This window comes from Granulicella sp. L46 (assembly GCF_009765785.1).
In the GTDB taxonomy this organism is placed as follows: Bacteria; Acidobacteriota; Terriglobia; order Terriglobales; family Acidobacteriaceae; genus Granulicella.
The window spans coordinates 88,555-113,688 of sequence record NZ_LMUT01000016.1; the positions used below are offsets into that span (position 1 = coordinate 88,555).

General features: G+C 55.5%; 14 protein-coding genes. 11 read left to right on the forward strand and 3 right to left on the reverse strand.

The annotated features are described in order from the left end of the window. Window positions 1-342 precede the first annotated feature (342 nt). From GSQ80_RS17530 to GSQ80_RS17560, 8 genes are all read left to right on the forward strand, one after another. Window positions 343-3,834: a TonB-dependent receptor gene (locus GSQ80_RS17530; protein ID WP_254059739.1), complete on the forward strand. Its 3,492-nt coding sequence runs from the start codon at window positions 343-345 to the stop codon at window positions 3,832-3,834. A 150-nt stretch (window positions 3,835-3,984) separates the two neighbouring features. Further along, on the forward strand, window positions 3,985-5,637 hold the full coding sequence (locus GSQ80_RS17535; protein WP_158788962.1) for a DUF5597 domain-containing protein: 1,653 nt from the start codon (window positions 3,985-3,987) through the stop codon (window positions 5,635-5,637). A gap of 49 nt (window positions 5,638-5,686) precedes the next feature. Further along, on the forward strand, window positions 5,687-7,390 hold the full coding sequence (locus GSQ80_RS17540) for a DUF5597 domain-containing protein (RefSeq protein ID WP_254059740.1): 1,704 nt from the start codon (window positions 5,687-5,689) through the stop codon (window positions 7,388-7,390). Window positions 7,391-7,468: 78 nt separating this feature from the next. Further along, a complete protein-coding gene (locus GSQ80_RS17545; protein ID WP_158788964.1) occupies window positions 7,469-10,258 on the forward strand; it encodes a glycoside hydrolase family 31 protein in 2,790 nt (929 codons plus the stop codon). A gap of 72 nt (window positions 10,259-10,330) precedes the next feature. After that, window positions 10,331-12,334 carry a hypothetical protein gene (locus GSQ80_RS17550; RefSeq protein WP_158788965.1) on the forward strand — a complete coding sequence of 668 codons (2,004 nt, stop codon included), beginning with the start codon at window positions 10,331-10,333 and terminating at the stop codon, window positions 12,332-12,334. Between the two features lie 124 nt (window positions 12,335-12,458). Beyond that, window positions 12,459-12,788 carry a hypothetical protein gene (locus GSQ80_RS17555; protein ID WP_158788966.1) on the forward strand — a complete coding sequence of 110 codons (330 nt, stop codon included), beginning with the start codon at window positions 12,459-12,461 and terminating at the stop codon, window positions 12,786-12,788. A 137-nt stretch (window positions 12,789-12,925) separates the two neighbouring features. Continuing rightward, entirely contained in the window at window positions 12,926-13,051 is a 126-nt protein-coding gene (locus GSQ80_RS23690; RefSeq protein ID WP_256369911.1) for a hypothetical protein, read from the forward strand. Between the two features lie 1,031 nt (window positions 13,052-14,082). Further along, window positions 14,083-16,539: a PAS domain S-box protein gene (locus GSQ80_RS17560; protein WP_216850420.1), complete on the forward strand. Its 2,457-nt coding sequence runs from the start codon at window positions 14,083-14,085 to the stop codon at window positions 16,537-16,539. Window positions 16,540-16,778: 239 nt separating this feature from the next. Here GSQ80_RS17560 and GSQ80_RS17565 read toward each other — a convergent pair whose 3' ends face one another. Further along, complete coding sequence (locus GSQ80_RS17565) at window positions 16,779-17,120, reverse strand: STAS domain-containing protein (protein WP_158788968.1); 342 nt, start codon at window positions 17,118-17,120, stop codon at window positions 16,779-16,781. 143 nt (window positions 17,121-17,263) lie between these two features. Here GSQ80_RS17565 and GSQ80_RS17570 point away from each other — a divergent pair, with 143 nt between their 5' ends. Genes GSQ80_RS17570 through GSQ80_RS17580 form a run of 3 tightly spaced genes read left to right on the forward strand, consistent with a single transcriptional unit; the run spans window position 17,264 to window position 22,789 of the window. Then, window positions 17,264-19,669 carry an efflux RND transporter periplasmic adaptor subunit gene (locus tag GSQ80_RS17570; RefSeq protein ID WP_158788969.1) on the forward strand — a complete coding sequence of 802 codons (2,406 nt, stop codon included), beginning with the start codon at window positions 17,264-17,266 and terminating at the stop codon, window positions 19,667-19,669. Between the two features lie 4 nt (window positions 19,670-19,673). Next, window positions 19,674-20,630, forward strand: coding sequence for an efflux RND transporter periplasmic adaptor subunit (locus tag GSQ80_RS17575; protein WP_158788970.1), 957 nt, complete (start codon window positions 19,674-19,676; stop codon window positions 20,628-20,630). Continuing rightward, window positions 20,627-22,789 carry an HlyD family efflux transporter periplasmic adaptor subunit gene (locus GSQ80_RS17580; RefSeq protein WP_158788971.1) on the forward strand — a complete coding sequence of 721 codons (2,163 nt, stop codon included), beginning with the start codon at window positions 20,627-20,629 and terminating at the stop codon, window positions 22,787-22,789. The genes GSQ80_RS17575 and GSQ80_RS17580 overlap by 4 nt, the downstream gene beginning before the upstream one ends. 79 nt (window positions 22,790-22,868) lie before the next feature. On the opposite strand, the gene GSQ80_RS17585 is transcribed toward GSQ80_RS17580, so the two are convergent. Next, entirely contained in the window at window positions 22,869-23,090 is a 222-nt protein-coding gene (locus GSQ80_RS17585; RefSeq protein ID WP_158788972.1) for a hypothetical protein, read from the reverse strand. Between the two features lie 214 nt (window positions 23,091-23,304). Further along, window positions 23,305-24,741: a sigma-54 dependent transcriptional regulator gene (locus tag GSQ80_RS17590; RefSeq protein WP_158788973.1), complete on the reverse strand. Its 1,437-nt coding sequence runs from the start codon at window positions 24,739-24,741 to the stop codon at window positions 23,305-23,307. Window positions 24,742-25,134: the final 393 nt, after the last annotated feature.

Genomic DNA, 25,134 nt, shown 5'->3' on the forward strand with positions numbered 1-25,134 from the left:
GTATACGAACGGGGTTGGCGTCCCGGAATCTGTCGGGAGCGGGCCGCCTTCGGTCCTCCAAGGACTGGTGCGTAGTGTGCCCCGGCAACGTTCTGGCTCAATCCAGCAGCTGAAGTCAGAGCGTTCGGGGAGCAGGGCGGGCGAGCCGATGGCTCGCCTGGCGATCCAAAAATAGTTGAAGTTCTTTGGAATTTAACATTGCAAGACGAGCATTGCTCAGATATTGTGGTTTGGGGTCAGGGCATACGCCCAGAAACGCATATCGTTGTCAGTTTGAGGTGAGCCATTCGGTACCTAGTTCGGTTTTCTTTCCTATTCTCGTTAATGGTGTCTTTGAGCACTATGCCTCTACATGCGCAATCCACGCAGTCGACAATCCTTGGTACGGTCAAGGATCCAGCAGGTGCGGTCATTCCGTCCGCGCGAGTCGTTATCACCGATATCGACAAAGGAAGCTCGTCAACTTTCCTCACCGATAAGAGCGGCGACTTCCAGGCGCAAGACCTACCCCCCGGTCGATACGAAGTCCAGGTTACGAAGGCTGGCTTCCAGAGTAAGTTGGTCTCGGATGTGGGACTCGGCGCCCGTCAACATTTGCGTATCGACATCGATCTCGTTGTTGGCACAGCCAAACAGGAAATCACAGTAGCTGCCGGCAATGAGGGAGCGATCGAGACGGAGACCGCATCCATTGCTTCTACGCTGGACTCACAAAGCGTAATGAATCTGCCAGCGAACTTCCGCGCAAGCGGCAGTACCAGTCCGCTGAATTTGGTTCAGGCACTTCCGGGCGTGCAGCCCGACACGGCTGCAGGCACCAACAGCCCCACCGCAAATGGCACGCCCTCGGTTAATTTCTCCGTGCAGGGAGGCCAGCCGTTCCAGACCGAAACCTCTGTCGACGGTATTTCCACGCAAAACGTGTCGAATAATACGCCTTTGTCTGACGCGTTCCCTTCGGCTGAATCCATCGCAGAGATTCGTGTTGAGGGTGTGAACAATAACGCCGAATTCGGACAAGCTGGCGAGATCACCACGGTGACCAAGAGCGGAGCAAACCAGCTCCACGGGTCGCTTTTCTGGTACGCCCAGAATCGCGCTTTCGACGCGGTTGCCTTTGGAACACCAATCGATCCGGTAACAGGGCAGGCCGAAAAGCCCGAAAAGATCGGCAATGACTTTGGCGCGAGCGTAGGCGGCCCGGTAGTGATTCCTCATCTCTACAACGGACGCGACAAGACCTTCTTCTTCGGCACCTATGAAGGCTTCCGTTTCCCCAAGCAGACCACGATCAGAGACCTCGTGCCCACGCAGTTGATGCAGCAAGGAGATTTCAGCCAGGAAATACCTGTAGATAGTGGCGCACTTTTCGACCCGTTCACGGGCGGCCTTTATAACGGCAATGTAGTGAGTCCCATCAGCGCTCAGATCATACCGTTTCAGCAATTCTTCCCTCTGCCGAACGTTGGTATCTATCAAACGGTAGCAGAGGCAGAGGCTGGTGCCGGTTATAACTATGCTGCCAACCGGGATAGCACCTATAACTCAAATCAGTTTGATGCACGCGTTGACGAGCGGTTCAACCAAAAGCTGCAGGGTTTCGCGAGATTCACTTTCAAAGATCTGACACTCCTCGATCCCCAGGATCTAAATGTGCCGTCACTGATGGACTTCGATAATTACAGGATTCTGGCTAGCTCCCTGATCTACACGTTCACGCCAAACCTGCTCAACGAGTTCCGCTTTGGCTTTACCAACGAGACGAACGGCATCCGCAATGAGCTGAATGGAGCCCCATACACGGCGGCCGCAGGATTTCAGCCGGTAGGCCCAACCTATCCCGTGAGCGGCATTACTGTTATCTATTTCCCGGGCGGCCTTACAACGCTTGAGGCCGGCAACATCAATCAGACATCGCAGAGCCATCTCTTCCAATACACGGACAACCTGACCTGGAGCAAGGGAAAGCACACCATGAAGTATGGCGGTGACATCCGGACACTCCAGTCCATCACGACCCTGGGCGACTATGGAATTAATAATGTGACAGCGTTTGTCTTCACTGGAAACGTTACGGGGGCGCTCTTGCCCGATCCCTCTCCCGCGCAGTATGCCGACGTTCTAGCCGGAACTCCGGTAGAGACGCAGTACTTCACCCTTATTCCTAAGAACGACGGCAAGTCCATCTACTACGGCCTCTATGCCCAGGACGAATGGCAGGCGCTCTCCAATCTAACAATTTCCTACGGTCTGCGTTACGAATACCATCCCGCATATCACGATGTGAATGGTGCAATCGGGAACTTCGATCCAAGCACTCCAAACACAGGCAGCGTAATTTATCCGGCAGGCCACCAGAACTTGCTCGACTCGTCATTTCTCGCGAACTTCGACGCTTGCGGATATGGTCCCCCAAGTTCTGGCTATGCAAATTGCACCCCCGTACTTTCCAGCAGCCAGGCGCATCTCCCGAGCAGCCTGCGTAAGTCGCAACTCGATCGCTTCTTGCCGCGCTTCGGCCTCGCATGGCGCCCGTTCAACGATGACAAGACAGCTGTCCGTGCAGGTTTCGGCGTCTACAACACCACACTGCTTGGCAGCATCTTCTTCTCTCTGACCGATACCCTGCAGGCCGCTAGTCTCGTCTATCAAAACTCCTTCACCGAGAATGGCCTTGCCTATGCCTGGCCGCAGACAAGCCCGGGATCGACGTCAGCGAACTACGGCACCGCCAGCTTTAACACAGCCAACAAGATCGATTGGAAGGATCCATACTCTATGCAATGGAACCTGTCGGTTGATCACCAGTTTCCCGGAGATATTGGCACGCGTATCTCTTACATTGCGATGAAGACCGATCAGCTCGTCTGGGGTCCGAACCTCAATGACATGTCGTACTCGACTACGACACCGGCTCAGCAGCGTCCTCTCACGGATCGCCCATTTCCGAATTGGGGGGTCGTCAACACGCACACTCCAGGCGCGCAGGCGACCTACGAATCGCTTCAGATGGAGGCGAACCATCACTTCGAATACGGGTTCAGTTTCGAATCCTCGTACACGTGGGCAAAGAATCTCGCTGATAACCAGGGACCTCAGTCGACAAGCTTCGCGGCAGAAAACGGCGGCAACAATGGTCAGAACTCTACGTACCTGAATGACCGCAGCCTTGACTTCGGAAATGTATACGGAACCCGTCGCCAACGCTGGGTCAATACCGGTGTCTACAAACTTCCCTTTGGTCGCGGCGCTAAATACGGTACAAATATCGGCCACCTTGAGGATGCATTTATAGGCGGATGGCAACTGAGTAGCATCTTCCTCTGGCAGACTGGTCCTTATCTCACGGCGTACATCCCCGGCACCGATGCCGACCCTTCCGGCACTGGATCAGGTGTTCTGGCGGGCCGCGCTCAGCATCCCGATATCGTAGGCAACATCGTTCCAGCCCATCGCAGCAGGAATCAGTGGGTCAATCCGAACGCTTTCGCGTGTCCAAGTAATACTGGCTACACTTCCTCCTCGTATGCCGGCAACTATTGCGGTGTAGGTGTTACTTCCAACCCTATCGGCCGCTTCGGCAACGAAACCGTTGGCGATATCGAAGGACCGGGAACGGTAAACTGGTCCGCTGGTGTAAGCAAACAGATTGCGATTACACAGAGTGTCCATCTGCGTGCGGAGTGTTCCTTCACCAACGTGCTGAATCACACGAACCTGAACGACCCAGCATTGGATATCACCAATCCAAACTTCGGGAAGATTACCTCAGCACGTGGTTCAGACTTTGGGGGTAGCCGCACCGGCCAAGTTTCAATGCGCCTCGAATTTTGAGGTGGCGTTGGGCGCTCAGCCGTAGCACGAACGCGGCTGAGCGATTGACATCAAATAATTCGCTCTCATAAGGCAACGGGGGGTGATGAGACATCGTAATGTAGGCGCTTTCCGTCCGCACCATCCATAAGAACCTTCACAGGAAACTCTATGCAGAAATCCCAACTCACGAACCATGCATCACCGCTCTTTTGGAAAGCGTCGCGCGTTATCTGCGGCGTCCTGTCTTTCGTCGCAATGCCGATGGCGATCGCTGCAGCGGCCCAATCAAAACCGATACCCGCTCTTGAAAAAACGGCCGGCGCTACCCGGCTCGTGGTCGATGGCAGCCCCTATCTGATCCTTGGCGGGCAGGTCCACAACTCGGATACGGCGAATATGGAAGACCTCAATAAAGCCTTGGACGTGCTCGTCGGGTTGCATGGCAACACGGCAGAGGTTCCCATCTATTGGGAGGCCATTGAGCCGACCCCGGGTCAGTTTGATTTTCACTCGGTCGATGCCGCGATTCAAGCGGCCAGGAAGCGCGATTTGCGTCTCGTGTTCCTGTGGTTTGGCACCTGGAAAAACGGAGAGAGCCACTACGTTCCTGAGTGGGTCAAACAGGACAAGCAGAAGTATTCCCGCGTCCTGGGGCCGCGGGGCGAAGAGACAGAGATTGTCTCTCCCCTCTGCAAGGCGGCCGTGGAAGCTGACTCCCATGCTTTTTCTTCGCTGATGAAACATGTGAAGAGCATCGACGAAGCGGATCGCACCGTCCTCATGGTTCAAGTGGAAAACGAACCGGGATTAATGGGAACGGACCGGGATTATTCAGCAGCCGCCAATCGCGCGTTCGACCAGCCTGTGCCGAAAGAGCTGCTCAGTTATCTGGAGGCGCACAGTCAACAGTTGTCGTCACCAATGGCCAAGGCGTGGCAGAACTCGCCGAAATCAGGCAGTTGGAAACAGGTTTTCGGTGAGCTGGCGCCAGAGTCCTTCAGCGCGTGGCTCATTTCCAACTATGTAAATAGCGTTGCGACTGCCGGTAAGCAAGAGTACCCTTTGCCGATGTACGTCAACGTCTGGCTCATTGAAGGTGTGGAGCGCGCTGGGAGATGGCCGAGCGGCGGCGCCACGGTTAACGTATTCGACGTATGGAAAGCAGCAGCGCCCGCCATCGACATTCTGGCACCCGATATCTATTACCCGAAGTTTTATGATGTTGCCGCGCAATATAGCAAACCGAACAATCCGCTCCTCGTACCCGAGGTGAACTTCAATCCATACTTCGTCGGCTTTGCTTACACGACCTTCGGTTCCTTCAACGGAATAGGTTTCAGCCCGTTCGGTTTCGACGATATCGAGAAGGGCGGCGCATCAGCATTTATCGGAAGCGTCTTTGAAGACACGTACCGCGTACTGAGGCCAACGCTCCCGCTCATCGCGCATTACCAGAACACAGGAAAGCTTCATCCGATTCTGCAAGGCCTGGCAAACGGCGAAGACTGGAAGCAATCGATCCGCGTCGGGAAAAACCTGGCAGCAAATATAGACTTCACCGCCACCTTCGATCCAGTTAAGGGCAGAGCCTGTGGCATGATCATCGAGTTGGCACCCGACGATTTCGTCGTCATGGGTACTGGATTCGACGTAACCTTCCGCGAGACGGAAGGTCCGCTGCGTGACGCGCAACTGATCTCCATCGAAGAGGGTACCTTCGACAAGGAACAGTGGATTCCAGCGCGCAGATTGAATGGCGACGAGCGTCACGTGTCTCTGTCTGATAAGTCAACCATCTTGCGAGTGCGCGTCGCACGATAGCGAGCTCGGGCATATGCTAAGTCTTTCCACTGTCGCAACCGCGAACCATATGCGTACTGAAATTCGACGCTCCGTGAGTCGAGCAACGAAGGCTCTTCTGAACATCGCCGCATTGACCGTCGTGGTCGGCGCATCCAACTCTCCTCTGCCCGGCCAGCAGCCGAACGACAGCCGCACGATGCCGCACATCGAGCATCAGAACGGCCGCTTTGCCATGTTTGTAGAAGGCAAACCCTATCTGATCCTTGGGGCGCAGATAAATAATTCAAGCGCGTGGCCAAGCACGCTCCCGCAGGTCTGGCCTGCGCTGGCAGAAATGAATGTCAATACGGTAGAGGCCCCGGTCTATTGGGAGCAGATGGAGCCCGAGCCGGGACGCTTCGACTTTACAAACGTCGACGCTCTCGTGGCCGGTGCACGCGAACATCATCTACATCTCGTATTGTTGTGGTTTGGCACATGGAAGAACGGCCAGGCGCACTACGTTCCGGAATGGATCAAAACTGACCCTCAGAAGTATCCCAGACAGATCAGTTCGCGTGGCAAGATACTCGATGTTCTCTCGCCCCACTCTCAGGCCAATCTTGATGCAGACAAGCATGCATTTGCGGCACTGATGCGACATCTGCGCGAGACCGACAGCAACGAACACACCGTCATCATGATCCAGGTTGAAAATGAATCGGGCTCTATTGGTACTGTGCGCGACTACTCGCCCGAAGCCAACAGACAGTTTGCTCTTGGCGTTCCAAAGACCCTCAAAGCGGACGGTGGATCCTGGGCCGACGTCTACGGCGCCGATGCGGACGAGCGCTTCGCAGCGTATTCAACCGCACGCTATATCAACGCAGTAGCTCTCGCCGGAAAAGCAGAGTATCCCCTACCCATGTATTGCAATGTTTGGGTCACGTATCCGGTCCATGCTCTTGAAAATCGCAACCAGCCAAGTCCCGGGCAGGAGCTTCCCAGCGGCGGTCCGCAGCAACAGAATATTGAGATCTGGAAGGCAGCGGCGCCCGCCATCGATGTGCTCGGTCCTGACTTCTACTCAGACGACAGCGACCTCTTCCACAGAGTAGTCTCTACCTATCGTCGCGACGACAACCCTCTTTTCATTCCGGAGGCTTTGCTCAGCCGTGATTTCGGACACAATCTCTTTTACGCGCTGGGCCATGGCGCCATCGGGTTTTCACCGTTCGGTATTGACAACGTTGAAGGCACCTTTAGTGATCGAAAGCTTCCGACCTACCTCTCCGAAAGCTTCACGCTGCTGAAGCCGCTTGCCCCGGAGATCGCGCGGCTTAACTTTGAGGGGAAACTCCAAACGGCAGTCGAAGCCAAGGGCACCGCGCGCCAGCAATTGCACTTCGGCAATCTCGACGCAATCGTGTCGTACGGCTTCCCTCAAAAGGATGGCGAAACACCCCCAGGCACCAGCGACGCGAGTGGAAGAGTCTTAATCGCCCAGCTGGGTCCCTATGAATTCCTCGTCACAGGCTTCGACGCCAGCGTCAGTTTCGTCATGTCTGATCCCCCCGAGTTGAATGCGTCTAATCTGCAGCTTGAGATCCTGTCGGCCGAGGAGGGCGAATTTGTGGATGGACGTTGGCAGTCGGCTCGCAACCTGAATGGGGATCAAACCGATCGCGGCCTGAATTTCAAAGACGATAACAAGAAAGTCGTACGCATTCGCATGCACACCTTGCCTCTCTACGATCCTCAGGTCCGCGGCAATAGCCATCTGGTCCCCTGACGGACGGTTCGCCGACGCCTAAGACCCTCTCTCCCGGCTTGAGACACGATGCTTAACTCAAGGACACCCGAATAAATCATGCTGCCCACGCGTATCCGACTTTTATGCTGCAACGTGTTTCTCCTGGCCGCTGTCGTTCACGCGCAAACGCCAAACCACACCGAAGTCTATAACCCCGTCGCGGATCTAAAGGCGATCGTCACAGTAGGCCATGCGCGCTTCACAGTCCTCACGCCACAGATGATTCGCTTGGAGTGGGCCGCCGACGGAAAATTCGAAGATCACGCCAGCCTCGTTTTTCTGGATAGGCATCTGCCCGTGCCGCAATTCTCCACGACGAAACTTGGCGATGGAGTCGAGATACGCACCGAAGCCTTGGACCTGAAATACACTCCTGTTGGTCCAGGCAAGTTCGACGCGCAAAATCTCTCAGTTTCACTTACCCTCCCGAGCGGCTCCGTTACCTGGCATCCCGGTGACCGCGAGGACGGCAACCTCATGGGCACAACGCGCACACTCGACGGCGCGCTCGGCGGAAAGACTCGCGAGCCGATTGGGCCAGGTCTTATCTCGCGCGACGGCTGGGTAGTAGTCGACGATTCCACGCGACCGCTGTTTGACTCAACCGACTTTTCTTTTCAGAAAGGCGAAAACAGTGCCTGGCCGTGGGTCATGGAGCGTCCCGCCGGAGATCGTCAGGATTGGTATTTCTTCGGATACGGACACAACTACAAGACCGCACTGGCGGATTTCGTTCGAGTCGCAGGCCGCATTCCCTTGCCACCGCGCTTTGCGTTTGGCGCCTGGTGGTCGCGCTACTGGGCTTACAGCGATCAAGAGCTCAATGAACTCGTCAAGGGTTTTCGCGAAAACGACGTCCCGTTCGACGTGTTAGTTATCGATATGGACTGGCACAACACCTTCAGCGATAAGCGCTCAACGCATGCGGTGGATCAAGCAGGCCAAACCCTCGGGTGGACTGGCTATACCTGGAATCCGCTCCTCTTTCCCGACCCGGTAGCGTTTCTCAACGGCCTTCACGACAACGGTCTCAAGGTCACGCTCAACCTTCATCCTGCCAGTGGGGTGCAGCCGTTCGAGGATGCGTATCCCGCGATGGCAAAGGCCATGGGCCAGAACCCCGCCGACAAAAAGTACGTCCCCTTCGACATCACCAACCAAACCTTCGCTCGTAATTACTTCGACATCCTGCACCACCCGATGGAAAAGCAGGGCGTGGATTTCTGGTGGCTCGACTGGCAGCAGGATGAAACCACAGCCATCAAGGGTGTGAACCCGACCTGGTGGTTGAACTACACTCACTTCACCGATCAGGCGCGCGAGGGCAAGAGGCCGCTCCTGTTTCATCGCTGGGGCGGTCTTGGCAACCACCGCTACGAAATAGGATTCTCGGGCGACACGGTTTCAGTCTGGGAATCGCTCGCCTTCCAGCCGGGCTTTACCGCCCAGGCCGCGAACGTCGGTTACGCCTTTTGGAGCCACGACATCGGCGGCCACATGCCAGGTGTCGTGGAACCCGAACTGTATCTACGCTGGCTACAATTTGGTGCGCTCTCACCCATCCTTCGTACCCATACCACCAAGAATGCCGACTCCGAGCGTCGGGTGTGGGCCTATCCGGAACCCTACTCAGGTCTCATGCGCGAGGCTATTCAGCGCCGTTATGCGATGATTCCCTATATCTATACGGAAGCGCGGCGGACCTACGACACAGGTGTCGCGTTTCTCCATCCTCTCTATTTCGACTGGCCGGAATCGCCAGAAGCTTACCAACACAGCAACGAATATGTGTTTGGCGAGTCCATGCTGGTCGCGCCAATTACGGCGTCGGCCGAGCCAGTCACGCAACAGTCTGAGCAATCAGTGTGGCTGCCCGAAGGAGAATGGGTTGAGGCGGACACCGGGCGCATGCTGCATGGAGATCAGATCGTAACGGAAGCCTTCACCTTGTCGGAGATACCGATATATGAGCGCGCCGGAGCCATCGTTCCTATGCAGCCTCCGATGGAATACACCGGTCAAAAGCCTGTTGACCCACTGATCGTATCTGTCGCGCCTAGAGGGTCGGACGGGAGCAGCAGCTACACGCTCTATGAAGACGGTAGCGACGGCCGCGCTTATGAAGTGGGCGAGTTCGCGCGTACTCGCATCGATGCGACCCAACAAGCTTCGACCTCGCGCATTACGATCGCCGCGGCGCGCGGAACCTACCCAGGCAAGCCGGGAGAACGTGCCTATGAAGTTCACCTTCCTGGTGATTGGCCGCCCCTTCGCGTGAGCGTGAACGGCAAGCCACTCCCGCGGAACCTTGATGTGTCCAGGAAGGACGCATCAACGGGATGGACCTATGAAGGGAACACGCTCACCACAATCGTGCACACGCCACGGCTCCCGGCGGGTACTTCTGTCGAGATTGTTGTAGAGCGCGACCCGACGCTAGTGAAGCGCTGGCATGAGCTTTCGGGCTTCGCTGGCGCGATGACTCGCCTCCGCGACACGTACGACACGCTGAACCTGACCTGGCCGGCAGGAATGTCTCCTGACAGTCTGATCGACATCATGCAGGCCGGCACTCGCCTACAGTATCACCCTGAGCGCGCTGGCGAGGAACTACGTCATCTACGCGAGACTCTGCCCACAGCGCTGGCGGACGTAAAGGCAATGGCTGATTCGTTAGCCGCAAACGTTCAGGATCAAAAAGAGAATGGGCGAAACTCAGCCGCGCCTAACCATCCGGAGACCGATAAGCGCCAACATGACCTTGATGACGCTCGCTCTCGAGCTATGGCTCAGATGCAGAGTGCCGCGAACATACTCAACTCGCCGCCGAGCGCGGCACCGCAGTAGCGGTTAGCTACGAACAGAATGGAACCGCATTGCCTTCCGAGAAAGTCGAACGATGTTAATCCAGGTCACTTAATGAAAAAACTGATCCTAGCGCTCATCCTCGTGTGGATGACAGATCTTTCAGAAGCGCAAACCCCGTTGCCAGCAGGAAGCCCACAAGGCCACGCGCAGGCGGACAGCATTTTTCAGTCCATCGAAAATGGAGACATCCAATCTGTCGGCGACCACTATGTAGTTACAAGAAAAGACACCCACCTACCGATCAGCATGATCTTCAAGTCGTGTCAGGGTGTTGGCGTCAATCGCGACTTGAATCAATTATGGGTATTGCCGATTCACGCAGCCGGCAGCCAGATTGAAGTCAACACCAACCTCTGGGTGCTGCCTGAAGACCCATCGTCCCGGGAAAATTCCTGGTACATCAAACTTCAAAGTGGTGATTCGGTTGCCGCCTCGCTTGACGATGTTTTGAAAGTCCGTATAAGCGGCAACAAGTTTGAATTGTATAAATCAGAAGCCCGCCCACACAGCGACACCTTTAACAATCGTTACTCCTTCCATATCAAGGACGGCGAGGTGCTTGAAAACGCCCTAGCCGGTTTTTACTGGGGAACGATTTTGCCGTCGGTCGTCGAAAAGACGAAGGCGAAGAACTATCCCTATAGCGATGGTTATGTGATCAGCACCTTGAACCCCAAGTCCTATGGGGGCACGTATCCGGACGTCGATCACGAATTTCAGATCAAAGGCCGGCTAGCGATGGGATCTGCGCTCGATCTGGAGATTGTCAGGCGCATGATTGCGCTTCAGTTCAAAGTGATGAACGACGATCCAGAGAAGCTGTTTCGCATTCCATGCGCGGTTCAGCCTTCTGGATTGCGTGAATATCATGTCCGCAGAAATAGCCTGGACAATCATGAAAATGCTGAAATGTTTCTGTTGACGGGCAACATCGAGATACTGGACGAGTCTTGGCGCTATTACGGAGCCACGAAAGACGCTGCGTGGCTAGGGAGTAATATTGGCAACCTGGAAAATGCTGCGTCGTTGACCATCGCAAACACGGATCAGTATGGCCGTGTATGGTCCGACGTCTATTACGAAGATCAAGTGATTAAAGATGGGCGGGAAACCGAGGCGGGGGCGTTTGCAGCTTATTCCTTTGGCTTGCTGGCCAACATGGAAGACATCCTGGGCCGGAAAGACAAGGCCATCTACTACTCAGGCTATTCGAAAAGAATTGCCACCGCGCTGGTGCAGCCTCTTCCGTTGGGATTTTGGGATGAGAAGAGTCAGTGCTTTATCGATTGGGTCGATCGGAACGGACAAGCTCACGATCACATTCATCTCTTGTCCAATGAACTTCCTGTGCTGTTCGGATATGCCTCGGATGCGCAGGCCAATGCGGTCCGCCGACTGATCGATGAAAAGTTTGTCGCGTTTGAGAAATTTCCAAGTTTCGTGGCGGCCGATATTGCCGATTATACGAAATCGGAGATTGGGAACGGGGGACCGTACGATCTGAGTGCTGCCGGGAGGTATTGGTACTGGGACGCGGCGTTCTGGGAATCGCGAGATCGGAACGATGTGCTTCTGAAACAACTCAAGGCCGTTGCGAATGAAGCGGCGCAGAGCGGTTACTTCATGGGTGAACGATATGATATGGACTCTGTCTATTACGTCGATGGAAAAGATTGGCACGGAGCTGAGATGTATTACGAGTATCCATGTGTTTACACCTCGGTACTCATCTCAAACTATTTAGGGTTCACACCTTTCGTCGACGGCGATCTATCGATTCACCCGTATCTCCAAGGCTATGGCAACGTGCAGTTCGGTATCCCGCAATACAACGTGAACTATAGCTACGCTGAAACAGGATTTCTGCTGAAGAACCGCTCCGAGAAGGTGCGGCGCTTTATGGTCGATCTGTCGGCGCTTTATGTCGGCACGACTGAGTTTAAACTGCTGAAGAACTCGGGCCAAACGATTGTGGGAGCAAAATCTAGGATTGAGTTGTCTCCGCAGGAGGAAGCACGGTGGTCTCCCATCCCATCGAGGGATCAGCTCCAATAAGGAAAGCGATCGTTGTTGCAGCTTGGGCTGAATAAATGTTGAAGCGGCTGGAGCGGTCGCGGTTCCATAGCGTTTCCGTTCACCTTCATACCGCGTTCAGAAAGCTAATTATGATTAAAGGGAAGTGGCTTCTAAAAGATTTCTTCGGATCCATGTTGATAAAGATAGACTTAGATCGGGCCTGTTAGTACGACAGCTGGAAAGAACCGATGTTTTCAGCAAGTGGGGTTTTCCTAATAAAATGCCGTTTTGCGGCAAATGGGCAGCCGAGGGATACACCTGCGGAATGTGCTTGTCTCATCTATTCAGACTGCATTGTAGAAACACGCAGCGTCCGCTCGCTGACCAGCCAATAGAGGCAACCGAAAACTGCACCGGCAAGCAAGAAAACGAGGCCCTGCCGTTCTACCGCGATCCTAAAGCCTTCAAAGAACGTCTGGTCTTCAATGAATAGGGGCTTCGGAGCCAGGGAGGACATTGCACAGCCAACGAGGAAGATAAGGGCAGCACCCATCGTCGAGAAGTACAGCGCCCTAAGCGAGGCGACAAATTGGGCAATAACGTCACTAGACACCAAAGAGGCGCGATCAAATGCATGGCCAACCCGAAGCCCTCAAAATTGCGAAGAATATTACGAATCCGATTTCAAAGAAGATGGATGGTCGACCGCTAGGCGCGACGCTCAAATGCGTGACACAGGCATCCCAGATCACGTAAATGAGAGTGGCAGCAGCGGCATCAGTCAAGTATCCAACGATGCGTCTCGTAAACAAGTGATTGAAGGCTCCGATCTTATGCAATCCTACCTCGCTATCGTCTTCATCAAGCGAGAGGCCGAGCTTCCTAGAAAGTCGGGTTTCGGCAACTTCGCCGCTCAATGCACTTAGGAGGTTGGGCCGTCGTTGAGGTAGCGGTCGGAGATGGGGGTGCAGCGGATGGTTCGCGACCTTCCTTCAAAGTCGGATTTTCGGCAATTACGATATGTCCAGCCATCTTACATGCTCGAAGAATTGCTGTTGTGCTTCACGACTGGCGCTGCACGCTAGCAAACTGGTCGGTGGCTTTGGTTTTCTGGGTTTGGCCAAACGCACTCCTAACTGAGACGATGAACTATTGAAGGTGTTCCCGAATACGCTTCTCTATGACGACAGGGAGTATGTTGTACTGACGGAAACGTTCGATCAAGTGGGAGTGCGCTGAGAGTTTGAAATGGGAGCATCATGTCCTGCTCTTAGGAGGGCATTTAGACTTGATTTCTACTTCAGAGTGGTCCAAGTGTTATCGAGTGCGCGCCGGAGTGTTGTAGTCGCAGGATCCAAACTCAAACCTCAATTCAACGCGCCATCGTCCGGCGCTACAACACTCAACTCGTTCACCTTGTACTCACAAAGCCCGGAGAACGTGAACGCCTCATTGAAAAAACAAGGTAAGCGGGAGATCCAGTTAGAGAATTCTGACCAGAGGCTGATGGACGAAGATTTTTCTGGAGATGGTGAACGCGGGCCTCATTCCCGCGACCATCACGTGTCTAGGGAGCAATGATGAGGCCGCTTCGCGGAGTCAAGCGCCCGCAGAGTCGTCTTTTCGAGAACTTCGGCTAGTTGTTTCCGGTAACCGTTTTCATGTTTCAGGCGTCCCCTGGAGGCGACATTCTTTCTTAATCCTGCCTCGGACAGTGAATTTCGTGCCGTGCTAAAGTTGGCAACTAATTGCACTCGGCATGATTGAACCGTTGTCCCGGAAGAACTATGCTCAACGCATCCTCTCCTCGTAAGTTCGGACGTCGGTTCTATTCGTGGGTGGCCGTGGGAGCTTTTCTGGCGGTCCAGGCGGTCCTTTCGCTCACGCTTAGACAAGGTCCGGCCCTAGTCGCATACTGCGACATCAGCTATCTCGTCTTGCTGCTCCTGGCGAGCGGAGTTGCCATCCGCAATGCGGTGCAGAGCAGGCAGTCGACCCGATTATTCTGGTCCTTCCTTGCAGCGGCCTTCGGAGTGTGGGCTGTGGTTCCTGGCGGTTGGTTCAACCGTGTGGTGCTGCACGGCAGGATTTCGTCGTTCCTTTTCGCCAATCCACCACTATTTCTGCACATCGTCTTAATGATCGCAGCAATGGCTACCCGTCCTCACTTGAAGTTACCTAGCCGGAGACCGTATCGGTCGACGCTGAACTTTCTGATCATGCTGTTTGTGTGGGTTTTCGCATATACGTTCTACCTGTTCCCGTATCAATACGGAAACGAGCCAACGGTAATGATGTTACGTTTCGAGGCCATCTATTTTGTTGAAAATGCCGTTCTTCTTGCCATTCTCGGAAGGTTGATTTTCTGGTCGCAATTTCCCTGGAAGCGAATCTACCTACACATGTTGGGTGCCTCGGCCCTCTATACCTGTGCTTCCCTGGTCACTAATGTTCTTTCGGCGTTGAAAGATCCTTCCGGCGACCTGACCGGAGCGAATTATCCGTCTGTAAGCGGTTTCGTCGGGATGATGTTCACTGCCTCCATCTTTTGGTTTTTCTGGATCGGACTTGAAGGAAGCAAGCTAAAATCGGAACTAAATCACGCAGTGGTCTTGGACACGGCAAACCCCACATACAGTTCTGTTCTGGCAATGCTCGCGGTACTGAGTGTTCCGGCTGTTGGCGTGTGGGAGCTGTTCCGAACGGGTGAGCCGATTGGAACCCACGAGATTCGTCTCCTCATGGTCATGGTGGCAGGATTCATTCTCGCTGTCGGCGCCGCTGCCGAGAATCATCTTGCCAACCGCGAGTTCACTTCTGATGTTGCCGCAGCCCACGACAGGCTTCTTCTGGCGATGAGATCGGGTAAATCCATGGGATGGGACTGGGACCTTGCCAACGGACAGAGTACTTGGTTTGGCGACCTGGAGCCGACGTTTGGGATTCGCGGGGATCCTTACCTCGCCCGCGAGGGCGAATTCATGGAGCGCCTCCACCCGGACGACCGCGAGCGCGTATCGAAGATTATCGTAGAGGCGATAGAAGTCCGAAGTGAGTATAAAGCGGAATATCGCGTGGTGCGTACAGATGGCGCTATACGATGGCTTTCTGATAGCGGGAAATTCTATTTTCCGGCCAATGGCGATCGGCCGCGCGCACTCGGGATCGGCGTGGACATCACTGAGCGAAAACAAGCGGAATTTGCATTGCGAGAGAGCGAGGAGCGCTTCCGCTTAATGTCGAACACGACTCCGGTGCTGATCTGGATGGCCGACACCGACAAGCTCTACACCTATTTCAATAAGACCTGGCTCGATTTCACGGGACGGCCACTGTCGGCCGAACTGGGAAACGGGTGGGCGGACGGGATCCACGTGGACGACCTTCTGCAGTGTCTGGAAACCTATACGGAGGCGTTTGATCGGCGCGAGCCGTTCAGGATGGAGTATCGGCTCAGGGCAAGCGACGGGGAATATCATTGGCTTCTCGACATAGGAGTGCCCAGATTCAACTCCGACAACTCGTTCGCCGGATACATTGGGTCCTGCATCGATGTGACGGAGCGCAGACTCGCAGAAGAGGCGCTCTCCAGCATAAGCGGCAGGTTGATTGAGGCGCAGGAGCAGGAGCGCACCCGCATTGCCCGAGAGCTTCACGATGACTTCAGCCAACGAATGGCCTTACTCGCCATCGAACTCGACCTGCTCAAGAAGGACCTTCCTACCTTGAACGGCGATGCCCTCCACCGCGTGGACAGACTGCGGGAACAGGCCCGGGAGATGGGTTCCGATATTCAGGCTTTGTCTCACGAGCTGCATTCCGCGGCGTTGGATCACCTGGGCATTGTCGTGGCCATGAGAGGCTTCTGCCATGAGTTCGGAGAAAAGCAGAAATTCAAAATTGAGTTTCATTGCGGAGACTTGCCGAACCCCGTATCACCCGACGTTGCCCTCTGCCTGTACCGCGTTTTGCAGGAAGCACTGCACAATGCAGCGAAACATAGTCGAGCTTCGCAGGTCAACGTAGACCTCCTGGAAATGCCCGGGGAGATTCGACTCACCGTTAGCGATGACGGGGTCGGTTTCGATGTCGAATCGGTCAACAAGGGACGGGGGCTCGGTCTCATCAGCATTCGCGAGCGAGCCAAGCTCATGAACGGAACGTTCTCGATTGTTTCGAAGTTGAATTGTGGTACGGAGATCGACATTCACATTCCAGTGAGGGCTACGCCGCAGGTGGATTGAATCATCGACGGTAGACTCTATAGTTTCAATTAAGTTACCGATTAGGGTATCCCTTTTACGGCGGTAGTACGCGCGAACTGCGCAAATTGTCCGGAGTGATCTCCCAAGGTGAATTAATTGCCACGCTAGGAGGACTGGCCGGGGAACGTCAAATCTCTGAATAACTTATCGCGGAAGTCCCGCAAGCCGCCAAGCGCTTGAACTTCCCTAAAGACGCGAACCTAAGACGACAGCAAAGGTTATGCCGTTGCGCAGGCGTCGACTGCCTCTTGTTCCGTGGCAAAAACGCCGAAGAGGCTGAGAATTCCAACCATCTTGAAGGTTTTCGTGGCAAAAGAAGAGGGGTTGACGAGCTTGGTATCGCCCCCTATTTGTCGAGTGCGCCGAAGCGCATTGACGATTGCGCCGATGCCAGAGGAATCGATAAAAGGCATCTGCTCCAAATCAAGAATGAGATAGATGCAGCCACTAGAGATGGCGGATTCGAGGGCTGCGTCAAATTCCGGGACGTTGGAAGACTTGAGCTGGCCTTTGATGCGAAGGGAGCAGGTGTTTCCGCTTTGCTTTATGTCGAGATCCACGAAGTCTCCTGCAAGCTGGAAAGAATGATTTCACAACGGGGAGAGCGCTTGCTACACTCCGTCTACAGAGATTGACGCTTCAGGCTTGTTTCCGTCAAGCACCGGGTCCCGATGTTGCGTAGACGTTTGTTTGAAATTCTCCCATGTCAATGCCCAGCCGTCCCGCCCTGGAACTGACGAATGAGCTTCTCACCGCTACGGATTCCTCTGTCCGGGCGCGGTTGATTGCTCTTGCTGTCGTCGAATCCATCAAGGATAGCGCCTGCCTGGTGCATAGGTTGCTTGAGGGGGACGAGGGACCGATGCTTTTGCCAGTGGGAATGGCGGGGCCGGTGTCCATGGGGGAACAGATGCTGCCGGCGGACAGCGATCTGGTGCTTCCATTATTGGCCGGGCGCGAGGAATCTTTGGTGTACTCGGGAGCCCAGGTGCCACGGGAGGAGTATGCCCATGTGAACGTGTCGCGTTCGATCGCTTCGCTGGTGTATGTTCCATTTTCCCAGGCGGGAACTGTAGTGGGGCTAATTGAAGTGTTGACGTTTGCGGAACCAATCACTGCGGCGGAGCTGGAACGACTGGCCGACCTGGTGACGCTGGCAGGGCCGGCAATTCTTGCGGCGGAGGAGTTTGAGCGACAGCGGCAGGATCTGTTGGATTCGGTGCACCGAATGACCCAGCTATATGACCTGGAAAAGTCGTTGAATGCGACGCTGGAACTGGATGCGGTGATCGCGATGGCGCCGGCGAAGACGTCGGCGATGCTGGAGTGCCAGGCGATGCATCTCTGGCTTTTCGACGGCGATGAACTGCGCTTGATGGCGGCACATGGTGAAGATGCCACGGTAGAAATAGGGGCGATCCAGACCCCGGATGAAGGCTACGTAGCCACGATGGCGCACGAAGGCGAACCGCTGTTGATTGATGATGCCGAAGACCCACGATTGTTGCAACGGAATACTGCGCTGGAGTCGCTTTCCGAGGAGCAGCGGACCGAGCGCGTCACGAACGCGCTGGTCGTGCCGTTGATGCAGGATGAATCAGAGGTTGGCGTCCTGGAAGCGGTAAACCGGGGTGGTGGGAAAGTATTTGATGAGGACGATCAATTTTTTCTCTCCGCGATGGCGGAGACGGTGAGCAATGCCCTGAAGAACGCCAGCCTGATGCATGCCGAGCGAAAGCTGGAGATATTGGAGGCTCTGGTCCACGTCAGCTCGGAGATTACGTCGACACTGAGGTTGGACCGCCTGCTACAGATCATAGTGAATAGCCCACAGAGTGTGCTCCCGTATGAGCTGTCCGCGATCGCTTTGGACAACAGAGGTAACTTGCAGCTGAAGGCTGTTTCTGGGATGGCGAGCATCCCAATGGGCGACGTTCAGGTCGACAGGCTAAAGGATCTTGTGCGCTGGCTGAGTTCGGAGTCGTCAGTGCTGCATGCCCGCCAAACCGAGCAGGAAAATGCGGAGGAGATCGCGGAGGCGGTGGCACGATACTTCGAAGGCACGGGATATCGCGCTCTGTACGCTTTACCGTTGGTAGACGACCAGGGACGCGTAGGAATGCTCCTGTATGCGGCGAGCGACCCAGATTTTCTGGACGCCGCGCAGATGGAGATGGTCAAGATTCTGGCGGCCCAGGCGACTGTAGCTATTCGAAATGCGCTGCTGTATCGCGAGGTGCCGCTGATTGGATTGCTGGAGCCACTGATGCAGAAGAAGCGTGAGATTCTGCGGACCAGCGGAAGTCGGAGGTTGTTTTACGGCGGGTTGACGGCAGCGGTGCTGCTGTTCCTGCTGTTCTGCCCGCTGCCGATGAGGATATCGGGAGAGGCGACGGTGGAGCCACAGCACCTAGTGACGATTGCAGCGCCCACCGACGGCAATGTGGAGGCGGTCGCCGTGCGGGAGGGCCAGCGTGTAACGGCGGGACAACAACTGGGGACGATGAATGACTGGCAGTGGAAGGCGGATCTGGCCGCAACACAGGCAAAGTACGAGGCGGCTGAGTTGGGAATGGAGGCGAGTCTGGCTGGCGGTTCGGCGCAGGCGGGCGAGGATCGGGCCCAGGTGGAGTATTTGCGGACAGCGGTTGCGAGGGCTCAAAGTCGAGTCGATAGTGCGGAACTGCGCTCGCCAATTGATGGCCTGGTGGCGACGCCGGCGTTGCAAAGCGCGGCGGGGGAGCATTTAAATGCAGGGGATCCGTTTGCGAAGGTGCTGGATCTGTCGTCGGTGGTGATGGATATTTCGATCGCGCAAAGTGACGTTGCGCTGGTGCGGCCGGGGGACAGAGCCGTTATCAAGCTGGACAGCTATCCGCAGCAGACATGGCGCGGAGTGGTGAACATTGTTAGTCCTCTTGCGCAGACGGTGAATGATGAGCGCACGTTCGCGGCACGAGTCCCACTGGAGAACAGGAACGCAACCCTGCGTGCTGGGATGAGTGGACATGGAAAAATTTTCATTGGCTACCGTTCCGCAGGCTATGTTCTGCTGCGCAAGCCGGCGCTTTGGATATGGCAGACATTGTGGAACTGGATAGGTTGGTGATGCAATGAATAATTCTTCGTTGTTGCGATGGCCGGTGAGCATTGGGGCGGCGGCCATAGTGTCCCTGCTGACAGTTGCGACTGTTTGCGGCTGTGACTCGCGGCCGACAGCCCAGCCAGCAGTGGAGGCGGCCACGACGCCGGCGTCGGGGCGAGTGCCAATGCCTGGCGATTCAACTGCACCTAGATCGTTCAGCACGTCCGGTCCACTGGTTGCGGAGCAGCAGGCAGATGTCGCTGCTCAACGCGATGGGCGCGTAATAGAGGTTGTGGTAGACATTGGCGATCATGTGCGGAAGGGCCAACTCATGGCATTGCTGGACGATCGTGCGCTACTTGCGGCGTGCGACGAGGAGAAGGCAAAGGTAGCGTCGCTGCAGGCTCAGGTGAAGGAGTGGCAGTCGCAGCAGCAGGTGGATGAGGCTGATCTGCGGCGCGCGGATGCCCTGCGAGCGGACCGCATTCTCAGCGATGAGGACTGGGAGCATGTGAAGTACAAGCTGGCGGAAACCGTATCGGAAGTAGACCGCTACAAGGCGGATGAGGCGGGCGCTGAGGCCAGGTTGCAGGCGGCAAATCTTCAACTGGCACAGTCACGAATCATTGCGCCCTTCACTGGAGTAGTCGGGCGGCGATCCTTGCGAATGGCACAGGAGGTGAAGACAGGGGACGTGCTGTTCTGGGTTACCGCGGCCGCGCCGCTGCATGTCATGTTTACGGTGCCGGAGTCGGCGATGCGAGCGTTCGAGCGCGGAGCGAGCTTGGTGCTTACGACGGAGGATTATCCGAGGCTAAAACAGAAGGGTCGAGTGTATCGGGTAAGTCCAGTGGTAGATCCGGCGAGTGGAAGCGTGCAGGTCATTGGTGAGGTAATCGACCCGTCGCCACTGCTAAAGCCGGGAATGACGATGCAGGTGCGGGCAGCGGTTAGCGCGAAAGACACGGTGGCGCAAGAGCGATGAATCTCAGTGAGGCGCTGGACGCAGCATTACCGGAGATCCCTAAGGTGCGGCTCTCTCGTGCGCGTCCTCCTCGTCTTGATCCAGAGCTGGTGACACGTGAAGACGTGCTCGACGGAGAACCCATCGTTGGGATCCTGCAGCGTAGCAAGGGTAGCTTTTTTCGTTTTCAGCCGCCGCAGTGGCAGCTGGCACAGTTGTTTGATGGGATCCGCAGCTACGACGAAATAGCGCAGAAGTTTAACGAGGAACAGGGTGGCGCTATGACGGCGCGCGAAGCGGAGGAGTTTGCGACCATCCTGGACGAGGCCGGTTTCTGGTTCAAGACACCTCAGGAAAAGAATATTGCGTACAGCGCCCGGCTCAAGGCGGAAAGAGGACGAAAAGCGAATCGAACCTCGAAGATCAACTTGGCGCACATCAGCTTTACAGCCTGGGACCCGGATAAGTATCTAACGTGGCTGGACGGGATCGTGGGGAAATTCATCTATAGCCGCTGGTGTGTCCTTGTGGTGGTGTTGCTGTTCTGCTTTGAGGGTGCGGTCTTCGTGGCTAAGTGGAAGGATTTTGGTCCGGATATTCCGCTGTACTACAACTTCACGCACAAGACATTTGCGGACTTTGCTGAGTTCTGGGTATTGTTGTTCGGCCTTGGATTCATTCACGAGTCCGCTCATGGTTTGACTTGCAAGCATTATGGCGGCGAAGTCCACAATATGGGGCTAATGTTTCTGTACCTGACGCCTGCGTTTTTTGTGGACGTAACCGAGACGTGGGTGTCGGCGACCAAGATTCAGCGGCTGGCAACGATCATTGCGGGAATCTGGGTGGAGATGGTGGTGTGTGGGGTGGCGATGATCGTGTGGACGAGTACGCAACCTAGCGCGTTTGTGCACGATCTCGCATACAAGGTGATTTTGATTACCGGCTTGGCGGTCATCGTAATGAATCTGAATCCGTTGTTGAAGCTTGACGGATATTACTTTCTTACCGAGCTGATTGAGATCCCTGATCTGAAGGAACGGTCGACTAGTTTTGTTTCCGCGTGGTTTCAGAGCAGTATTCTGCGGCTTCCGGCTGAAGTGCCATCGGTGCCGCGGCGGCGTGCTCCGCTGTTTGTTGTCTATGCGTTGGTCTCCGGGGCATACAGCTACATGATGCTCTTCTTTGTGATCCGGTTTTCCTACAATGTAAGCTCCAAATTTGTGGAGGAGTTTGCTTTGATTCCCGCGGGCGCTATGGCAATTGCGATTTTTCGAGGCCGGTTGAAATCGCTGGCTGGCGTGGCGAAGGAATTTGGGAAAACCCACATGAACGGACGATTTTGGTGCCGACCACGGACGCTGGGAGCTGCGTTGGCATTGCTCGTAGTCCTGTTTGTACCAGTAATGCGGGATCGTGTGAATGCATACTTTGTCGTTGAAGCCGCGAATCCCGTGACGTTGCATGCGCCTGTCAACGGAAAAGTGGAAGCGGTGTACGTGCACGAGGGGGAGACGGTGCGGAGCGGGCAGCTACTGCTGCATATGTCGAGTCCGGACGTCGCGACGATGGCTTCGAACTCGCAGGCGGCGATAGGTTCGGCGCGCTACCACGCGGTCGAGGCGCAGCTCGGGGGACGGTCGATTGGCGCGTCAGCTGCGGAAGAGGCTGGCGCGCGACGGTCTGGGGATCTGGCGGAGGAAGCGCAAGCTCTGCTATCGGTGAGAGCGCCTGTGGACGGACGCGTGGTTACTCCACAGCCGGTTGGATTGATGTATCAACAAGTTGGTTCCGGCGAGCCGTTGCTTACGATTGCCGGTGGAGATTCGGGGCTAGCGATTGAGCGGATGCGGCTCTACATTCCTGCAGGCGAGATAAATCGGATTCGCCCCGGCGATGAAGTGTCGATAGCGCTACCAGGGGCTTTCTCATTTTTGCGCTTGCGCCTGACGTCAATCGAGGGAGAAGCTTCTACGCTGCCGAAGGGCCTTGTAGCGCATCAAGACTATAAAGGGATCGTGCTGCCGACGTTCTATTGTGCTCAACTTGAATTGCCGCCAGGAAGTCCACGTTTGGCACTGGGTACCGTCGGTCCAGCGAAAGTGTTTGGTGCGCGACGAAGTCTCGCCGGACGCGCTGAACAGATAGTGATGGACGTAGCCCGCACGCATGTTTGGTAGTACAAAAGGAATCGGTGACCTTTTGGTCACCGATCGTGGATTACGCCTCTACACGCCGTGACTTCCACGGCGCGAGCAATTAAAAGGCGGTGCTTTTCGCCAGGGTGACCTTTGCGAGCTTCCCGGACGACTTCGCGAGATTCGCAGTCGACTTTGCGAGGTTCACGTTCCTTGCCACTCGCAGCGCGGTGACCATCTTCCCAGCGGGGGCAGCGGGCGATGCGGTTGCGGACTTGGAAGCTTTGATGGCGCTGGGCTTGGCGGTGGAAGACTTGATGATCGACTTCTTGGAAACTGCCATGATCGTAACCTCGAATAGGAATTTGAACTGCTGTACGGCTAAATGAAGTGCAACCGATGTGCCAAACGGATAGCGGATTCCGAAAATTTCTATATAGCCCTCAAAAGAAAGGAGATGTAGGAAATGATCCGGATATTCCTCTTCAGGTCCATTATCCGAAAGAGGTGAAAAATAAACCATCCATAGGTGAAAAAGTGACTATTCTCAAAAGTCGTTACGCCAAGCCGTATTTGCGACACAGATACTTGATACGTTGACCGTCAAGATTCAACAGCCGGGCCGCGGCCGCCTTATTGCCCTGAGTGCGACGAAGGGCGGCGTTGAGGAGAGCGACTTCCATCTGCTGAATCTCATGGTCGAAGTCGGAACCTGACTCAGGAAGCAGAGCCGCCTCGCTGGCGGCGAGGTTGGTTGCGAGCAGCCGAGATGGCAAATGGGTGGCTTGAATCTCTTCTCCGCGTACCGTGATTACCAGGCGCTGAATGAGATTCTCTAACTCGCGAACATTACCAGGCCAGATGTGTTGTTCAAAAGCAGATAGGGCGGTATCGTCGATGTGTTTGATGGGAACGCCATTGGAGATGCAGTGGGTCTGGAGAAAATGTTCGCACAGGATCGGAATATCGCCGAGACGCTCGCGCAGCGGGGGGAGTTGTATCGGGACGACGTGAATGCGGTAGTAAAGATCTTCGCGAAAACGTCCGGTACGGGCCATCTCCTCGAGATCTTCATTAGTAGCGCAGATCAAACGAAAATCGATCTTGCGCAGCGTGCGGCCGCCGAGTCGTTGGACCATGTGGTCCTCGAGTACGCGGAGGAGTTTGGTTTGAAGGGACAGGGTCAGGGTCGCGATCTCATCGAGGAAGAGCGTGCCGCCGTCGGCCAATTCAATCTGGCCCGGGCGGGCCTCTGTGGCTCCGGTGAAAGCGCCGCGCTCGCTGCCGAAGAGCTCAGACTCGATGAGATCCTGGGGAAGGGCAGCGCAATTCAGGCGGATGTATGGCTTGTTCGCGCGGGGGCTAAGAGCCACGATGGCGCGAGCAACTAACTCTTTTCCCGTGCCGCTTTCGCCGCGAACTAATACGTTGACGTTGCTGCCGGCGACTTGTTGGATGGCATCGTAGACGGTACGCATCGATTCGCTTCCACCGATGAAATCCTGGAATCGGCTGTTCTCAAAGGCCTGCTGCCGCATATGCTGCCGGGCGGATTCCTCGCTTCGTGTGCGAAGGAGGTCAACCAGAGCCAGTCGAAGCTCCGAGATGTCGACTGGACTTCGAAAGTGCGCGTCGGCGCCTGCTTCGAGCGCCTGTTTCTCGACCGAACGAGTGCGAGAGCGGCTGAGTGAGATGAGTACGAACTCGCTGTTAAGCCTACGCAATTCGTTGAGGACAGAGAGGCCGCCGTAGGTGCGCTCGTCGTCGCTATCGCCAGTATCGATATCGAGTAGAACGGCCTGAACCTGGGATTCACGCGTCCATCGGGCAAGGTCCTCGTAGGTCTCTCGAAGTACGATCTGAAACCAGGGCATGAGTTCCGGACCCAGGTCTTCGACGAACTGATTATCTACGGTAACAACGCAGACGACGGGGAGGCGGGAATGCTGTGACAGAGGAGATGCCTTGTCAACTGCACGTCGTCGCGAGGCCATGCGCCATAGTAAACGAAAGATGGAAAATCTCGAACGATAAGGGGCTGCAAGAATGGCGGGGAGCCGAAGGGCGAGATAATCAACTCCCAGGAACCTTTCGGTACGTCTCGCATGCCTCGTATGCGCTGCAGTTGCGTCTAGGCCGATGGTTCTTCGTGTAAAATCGCCCCAAAAATCCAGTTTGCAGAGAATCCCGGCCAAGTTGGTGAACCGCTTTGACTCGGCTGTTTAGAGGATCGACCGCGCATAGAGATCCGCATCACAACCAGCTGGAAGCTGCTTACGGAGTGATGCGAATGCTACTAGAGGGGAGAAGACGGCTCATACCGCTGCGAGAAACCCGAAACGGCAAGCTGATGATGGAACTCGCCAGCGGCTTTTTCGTGACTGTCA

Coding starts and splice junctions, on each gene's coding strand:
- GSQ80_RS17530 (WP_254059739.1), top strand. CDS start 343: ATGCCTCTACATGCGCAATCCACGCAGTCGACAATCCTTGGTACGGTC.
- GSQ80_RS17535 (WP_158788962.1), top strand. CDS start 3,985: ATGCAGAAATCCCAACTCACGAACCATGCATCACCGCTCTTTTGGAAA.
- GSQ80_RS17540 (WP_254059740.1), top strand. CDS start 5,687: ATGCGTACTGAAATTCGACGCTCCGTGAGTCGAGCAACGAAGGCTCTT.
- GSQ80_RS17545 (WP_158788964.1), top strand. CDS start 7,469: ATGCTGCCCACGCGTATCCGACTTTTATGCTGCAACGTGTTTCTCCTG.
- GSQ80_RS17550 (WP_158788965.1), top strand. CDS start 10,331: ATGAAAAAACTGATCCTAGCGCTCATCCTCGTGTGGATGACAGATCTT.
- GSQ80_RS23690 (WP_256369911.1), top strand. CDS start 12,926: ATGCATGGCCAACCCGAAGCCCTCAAAATTGCGAAGAATATTACGAAT.
- GSQ80_RS17560 (WP_216850420.1), top strand. CDS start 14,083: ATGCTCAACGCATCCTCTCCTCGTAAGTTCGGACGTCGGTTCTATTCG.
- GSQ80_RS17570 (WP_158788969.1), top strand. CDS start 17,264: ATGTCAATGCCCAGCCGTCCCGCCCTGGAACTGACGAATGAGCTTCTC.
- GSQ80_RS17575 (WP_158788970.1), top strand. CDS start 19,674: ATGAATAATTCTTCGTTGTTGCGATGGCCGGTGAGCATTGGGGCGGCG.
- GSQ80_RS17580 (WP_158788971.1), top strand. CDS start 20,627: ATGAATCTCAGTGAGGCGCTGGACGCAGCATTACCGGAGATCCCTAAG.
- GSQ80_RS17585 (WP_158788972.1), bottom strand. CDS start 23,090: ATGGCAGTTTCCAAGAAGTCGATCATCAAGTCTTCCACCGCCAAGCCC.
- GSQ80_RS17590 (WP_158788973.1), bottom strand. CDS start 24,741: ATGGCCTCGCGACGACGTGCAGTTGACAAGGCATCTCCTCTGTCACAG.